The sequence below is a fragment of the Novipirellula sp. genome (assembly GCF_041583735.1).
Classification (GTDB): domain Bacteria; phylum Planctomycetota; class Planctomycetia; order Pirellulales; family Pirellulaceae; genus Novipirellula.
Genome location: NZ_JBFHFD010000523.1, coordinates 1 through 6120, shown reverse-complemented (window position 1 = coordinate 6120; position 6120 = coordinate 1). Strand labels below are relative to the sequence as shown.

Here is a 6120-nt window from a genome sequence, read left to right as displayed (position 1 = left end):
TTTGCATGAATACCGTGACCCACCGTTTGCGGAATGCATTCCATGCAATCGAGCCTGAGTGCGGTACGATCTCGCGGTCACCGTCGGCCGAGCGAAGTGATTTTTGAGGCGTCAGCGTTTTCCAATTCTCGAAGTCTTTCCAGGCTTCGTAGGTGCCGGCGATTTGAATGCGAGGTAGCGGGTTGCCGAACAGCAACCAACGCGTTCCCGCTGCATCAGTCCAGAATACCGGATGGCCTTCTTCGGCGAGCGATGGCGGTGGTGTCCCGTCGGATGCTTTCCAGACCGTGCGGACGGTTTCAAATTCCAAGTTCGACTCGTTCCACTCGCATAGCCCCGCTTCGTACGTCTGAAGATGCCCTTTGATCTTTCGATAAAAGGCAACCAAATGTTCGTCGCCATTTTTGTCTGGCAGACTGACGTATCCGGTCAACCAAGTCGGCCCGTCGCCAGCGATCGGAGCCACGCCTTTGGGACGCCCGCGTTGATCGAGAAATAGATCGAACTTGGGTTTCAGCGGCGGTTGCAAGGATTCGAACGGGTCTAGTGACGTCGTCCCACTGGTCATATCGAACACGCCCAATGGGTAAGAGGCGAGCTTGGTGTCGCCCCATGCCCAAAACATCTTGCCACGATGAATGGCGGTTTGCACGGTGTCGCATCCAAACACCGGGCCATCGTTCCATTCGAGTTGCTCGCCGAGTTTTTGGCTTTCGGCAAACAAGCCCGATCCCGTCAACCGTCCAACCCGCTTGGCGATCGCGGTTCGATGGACCTTTACGGTCAGAGTTTCGCCGCGACGGGGTGTCAGCCGAACGCCTCGAAATCCAAATCCATCCGCCGGGATTTCGTACCCATGTCCGATCACACTGAAATAAACTTCACGACCAAGCAGTGATGGATCATCGATCGCGATTACTCCGGCATTGTCAGTGACGAAGCGGACTTGGTTTGTTGTTTTTAATTCGACCAACGGGACCGGCCATCCCGATTGATCATCGACAACCCGAATGCGGCACCCGGCCACGGTTGCCGCTGCATCGTCTTGGGCAAAGCAGAATGACGCTACCGTCAATCCAGTCAGAATGATCGGCAAGAAGCGTGCGAGGAAATTCAACTTGGATGCTTTTGAAAAATGTCTCGGCGCCGTTGCGATCGCTGCCTGACCGTTCGGCATGTTTTATTCAGTGAGCCGCGCACGCCTCAGCGACGGGACGGCTGATCTTGATGCGGTCTCTCGCTGACGCGTCGGGTTATGATTTTAGCTGCGTTCGGAGGCTTTGCCCCAAAATACAAAAGCGTCACTTCAAAACTCACTCTTCAAACCGGCTATTGACGGAGTTCGCCAATCCGCTGATAGGCTTCCCCGGTCGGTGGAGGATCTGCGGGGGAATTTGTAGCAGTTTCCAATTCGGTTTCAGCAAGCGACTCGGGTTCACTCGCCCTTTCGCTTGATTCGCCGGGGAATTGCGGTTGTGGGCGGACCGTGAGTCCCCAACCATGCAGAATACCGAAGCGATCGCTCTGCGTTCCGCTGATCACCAATTGCCAGGGTCCCCGAACACTTTTGCCATTGAACGCACTCAATCCAGGTTGGCGTTTCACAAGCGCTTCGGGCTGGAAGCTGCCTTCAAACGGAGCCCGTGCTTTGGTGATCGAATAGCGAGCCGAGTCGTCAAAGATGGTTTGGTTGAAGTGGTCGTCGTGAGCTCCGACACCGCTGAATAGTTCGATTCGCGTTCCATCGGGGCCGACCAAGTAGCCATCAAGAAAGGAGGTATAGGTGTGCGTGATCGACAGTTGGACATCCAGATCGGCGATCAGGTAATTTTCGTCGATGTAAATTTCCGAGACCACGGTTTTACGTGGCGGCAGCGGTTCCACACTATCGCTACGATAGCTGCCACCGACAAGTGACTTGGCCGAAATGGCCTCCGATGCAGTCAGCAGCCCATCACCGTTAGTGTCGTACGACCTGAATTCGTCGATCAGTTCCTCGGTCCACTCATCGGTGTACTCGTCCATCGCCACTTGATTGTCGCGGTTCAGATCGCGTTCGTAGAACCATCCTGGCAACCCCGAGGTCAGGTCCCCCGCTTTGGCTTGCATTTCGTTGAGGTAAGCTTGCAGCTCGCTACGCTGGATTTCGCCATCGCGATCCACATCTAAACGGCCAAAGGGGACCCCGAGACGGACCGCTTCATCGGCACTAAGTCGGCCATCACGATCGACGTCAAATCGCCCCAACACGGTCGATGTCAGGTAGTCACGACCACCACGACTGCGACTGTACCGATCTCGCGAACTAGACTCGTCACGGCGAGGCTGTGACGGAACCACTCCGTTTCCTGTGCGTTGAGCCTTCTTGATCAGTTCACTGGAGGCTCCGGACAACAATCGACGTCGAGCGTAACGCTGAGCCAGTTCAAGACGACTGAGTTTATTGTCGTTGTTGAAATCTTCGGAAAAGGGATCGCGGTATTTCCAATCCGCTCGCTGGGCTTCGGCGCGATCAATAAACCCATCGCGGTTGCGATCCGACCGGCGAAGTGTCCGTTCGGCGTAATCGATATCCTCTTGGGTATACGGATACTTTACCTCGGGCAAACCAAACTCGGGAACCAGCGGTTGATCAGGTGCCGTTCCAAAATCCATCGGATTGACATAGTCCTCGACATCCACATCACGTCCCGAGACACCATTATTCATCGCGTAGTAGACTCGCGCCGCCTCTTGCCACTTATCAACGCCATAAGGACGCTCGAGTGACATCCGTCGCGCCGCACCAACGCGTTCAAGGTACGGGCGCGCTAAGGGAGTGATCTCAGACGGATCGATGTTACCGTTCTGGTTGGTGTCGAGTCGTTCGAGCGATTCACGTAAACCCGATTGAGCGGACGCGTGGTCGACGCAAACCATCACGCCGATTGCGAATGCGATCGCAAAAATCAAGCATCGTTGGAAGCACGAGTGTGGTTTCATCGGAATCGGCAAAGGTGGCAGGAGAAGGAAAAAGGTGGTGGCAGGGGCTCGAGGGCAGGGGGGATCCGCATATGATCGCAGAGCGATCAGCGACGGCCCTGCTTATCGAGAACTGCGACTGCGTGACGAACTGCTACGCGCGGTTCCTTCACCCAGGATGACTTGATGCAACAGTTCGCCGAACACTTCACTGTTCATCGGCGTGACGACTTCGATCGTCTGTTCACCCCGCGCGTCGATATGCTTGGCAAGTTTTTCGACTTCATTAAACAGGTCACGTGGAGCGGTGACGATCAGCGAATTGCTTGCTTCGTGAACGGCAACGGTCATCTTGGGCTCGAGGTCACGTTCGGGTTTAGTGTCCGCTGTTTTCAGCCCTTTCTTGGCTGCCGCAGCCAACTTGGCTTCGGCGGCGCGTTGGGCAGCAACGGCCGCGGCGTTTCCGCCCCCCGCTTGCCCTTTCTCTTTGTCGCTCAGAATGCGTCCGGCATAGGCTTCGCGGATTGCCTCGGCAACTTCCGAAGCCTTGGTGTTAACCAACTCGATCACGTTCGAGGTTCCGTAGGTTTCGACCGAAGTGATGCTTTGATCCTTGTCGATGATTTTCAAATAGCTTTCGATAATGTCGATGTCGGCAGAGGTGCCTTGAGCAATCAGCCGATTCAACCGCGAATCGGCAACGATCGTAATCGTGCCCGACATCATCGTTGTCGTGCCATCATTGGAAGTCACAAAACTGCTTAGCAGTCCGCTTGAGGAACCGCTTGACACATAACCATTAACCAAGGTGCCCGCTTGCGCCTCTTTGGCAGCGTCGCCGCCGTCGAGCAGTTCACCCAACATTCGCAACGCATCATCCGGCTTGGTGTGCTTCAAATAAAACACAATCGGAGTTACCGGCGGCGCTTCGATCACTCCGGCGATGCTACGCAAATGGGTTTCAAAATCATTCAATGCCTCGGTATCGTCCGACTGCATCAACACGCCCCGCGGGGTCAATTGGCAACGAATCGCGTTCGCTTGATTGGTGGTCGTCGCCGTCAATAGGCGAGCGGCACTTGTTCGTGGTACGTTTGTGCGAATCGCAGTCGCAGCATGAGTCGACGCAAACGATTGTTCATCCAATTCAGGCTGAGTCGTATTCTCTTCGTGAGCATCCTCGTCATGCAGAACTCGCTCGGTTTTCATTTTTTCGTTCGGTGCGATCGCGGGGTACATGATGATCGGGTTGGAACGACGCCAGAATTTGGTTGCCGTTTCGAGCAATTGTTCCGCTTGAGGCCCACGCAGTGGAAAGACGCGAGTTTGTTCGCTGTGGGTGACATCGCCATTGACTTCCAACCCCGAGACGATCTTTTTGATTTGATCGATCTGTGCCCGCTTGGCTCGGACAAACAATCGCATGTTGCCGGGGTCCGCGTCGATTTTCGGCGCGTCGGGGTCGATCGTTTTTGGATCATCTAGCGGATCGGGAAGATCGAGCATTTGTTCAAGCAAGCTGATTGCGAAATAGGGATCGACGGTCTTCAACTGAATGACCTCGAAATCGGCTTCGGATGCTTGTAGCTGAGCCACGGTTTCTGCAATCTCGGCTTGCACCTCAGGGGATGCCAAGGCGACAACGCTGCGGGCAGTTTCATCGACCGACAAGCGAACTTGTTTTCCGGCCAACAGCGTTTGCAAGACGTTGTAGACGGTTTCCACATTCCCCCCCTCGACGATGTGCGATTTTAAAACCATCTCGCCGGGGGCAGCCGTCATGCTTGCTTTGGGTTTGTCGATCGCGGCAACCAACCCTTCGATCAACTTGACTTTGTCTTCCAAGCCCGTGACGAACAGATTTTTGCCCTGCAGGTCGGCGGAAATACTGACGTCAATTCCAATCATCTCGTCGGTCGCTAGACCTAGGTGAGGACGGGCGACCACCAGGATGTCTTCAGCTTCGACATGCTGAAGCGTGAAACTCTTGACGATCGTGCCGTCTTGCATCGCGTCGGCAGGTTGGAAAGCGGCCAATACCGCTTGAACATTTCGTAATTTAGCCACCGTGTCGGTGATCATTAACTGATTGGTGCGAGTCAGAACCGCAGGCGTCGACATCAACTTCAGGGCCGACAATTCTTGAACCGCTTCTTCGGCGTCGATGTCGCCGAGCGAGAACATGCACTTGACCACATGGTGTTCACTGGCCTCGGCAAGCTCTTCGACGCGGATCAGCTTTGCCAGCACATCGAGTTGCTGCAAACTTCGCGGATCGCTCAGATTGATCACGGATAACAATTGGTCGCTGCGAACCAGGGTGAAGCCCTCGGACAACAGAAACAGATTGATCCGATCGATCGCTTGCTGATGCGAAAACACGGTCGGATCGGTGTAAGTAAAACTGCCTGGGGGAAGGTCGCCAAAATGCAACGCCAATCCTGCTTCGTCGGCGATCCAGCGGATCACTTCACGCCATGGCACACCCTCGAACGAAAAACGAACCATGCCATCGGGAAGCGGCGGAGCGGCAATCTCGCCAACCGGTTCGTTAACCGCCACTGCAGATGGGTCAACCGATGGGGTCAGCGACGCGGGTGTCTCGGCGGTGGAGGTCTCGGCGGGGGGCTGTTCAGCCGATGGCGTCGGGTCCGATGGCAGTGCGTCCGAAGGCAGCGCGTCCGGCGCCGACGTTTGGACACTTTGGACCGCCGTTTCTTGCGGAACTGGCTCTTGCGGAGCTGGCTCTTGAGGCACCGACTCAAGCTGCGTTGCTTCTGGCTGCGCTGTTTCCTGAGCCATCAACGGCGAGAGGAACGAAGTCGATAGCAAAGGAGCTACGAATACGAACGCCGGAAACAACCGGATTCGTGAGCAACGTCGAGTCCGTGAATGGGTCATGGCAAAGATTTCAGTTGGAAGCAGGCTGGTTCGAACGCCAAGCGTCGGCGGCACAATCCAGCGGCTGAGGGAGGGAGGCGTCAAGGAAACCGGTGAGGTTTCAGGGACGGATCAAAGGAGGGAGCTTTGCGAAAGGCGTGGGCTCGCGGTTAGTCAGCGAGGAAGGGTGCACTTCTTCCCCACCGCGAGCAGTGGCATGTTAGCCAGAAAACGAGAAAAAGTCAATCAATTACTGCGACAACCGGCGAAGCCCCCCCC

3 protein-coding genes are annotated in these 6120 nt (G+C 55.6%); all 3 read right to left on the bottom strand.

The window, feature by feature from the left end; translation table 11 throughout:
• Positions 1 to 1117, bottom strand: a 1117-nt coding sequence (locus ABX962_RS27340; protein WP_372724170.1) for a hypothetical protein, incomplete at its 3' end; no start/stop codon positions are given.
• 212 nt (positions 1118 to 1329) lie between these two features.
• Positions 1330 to 2982 (bottom strand): proprotein convertase P-domain-containing protein, encoded by a 1653-nt coding sequence (locus ABX962_RS27335; RefSeq protein WP_372724168.1) that lies wholly within the window; start codon positions 2980 to 2982, stop codon positions 1330 to 1332.
• A gap of 102 nt (positions 2983 to 3084) precedes the next feature.
• Positions 3085 to 5763 (bottom strand): secretin N-terminal domain-containing protein, encoded by a 2679-nt coding sequence (locus ABX962_RS27330; protein WP_372724166.1) that lies wholly within the window; start codon positions 5761 to 5763, stop codon positions 3085 to 3087.
• Positions 5764 to 6120 lie beyond the last annotated feature (357 nt).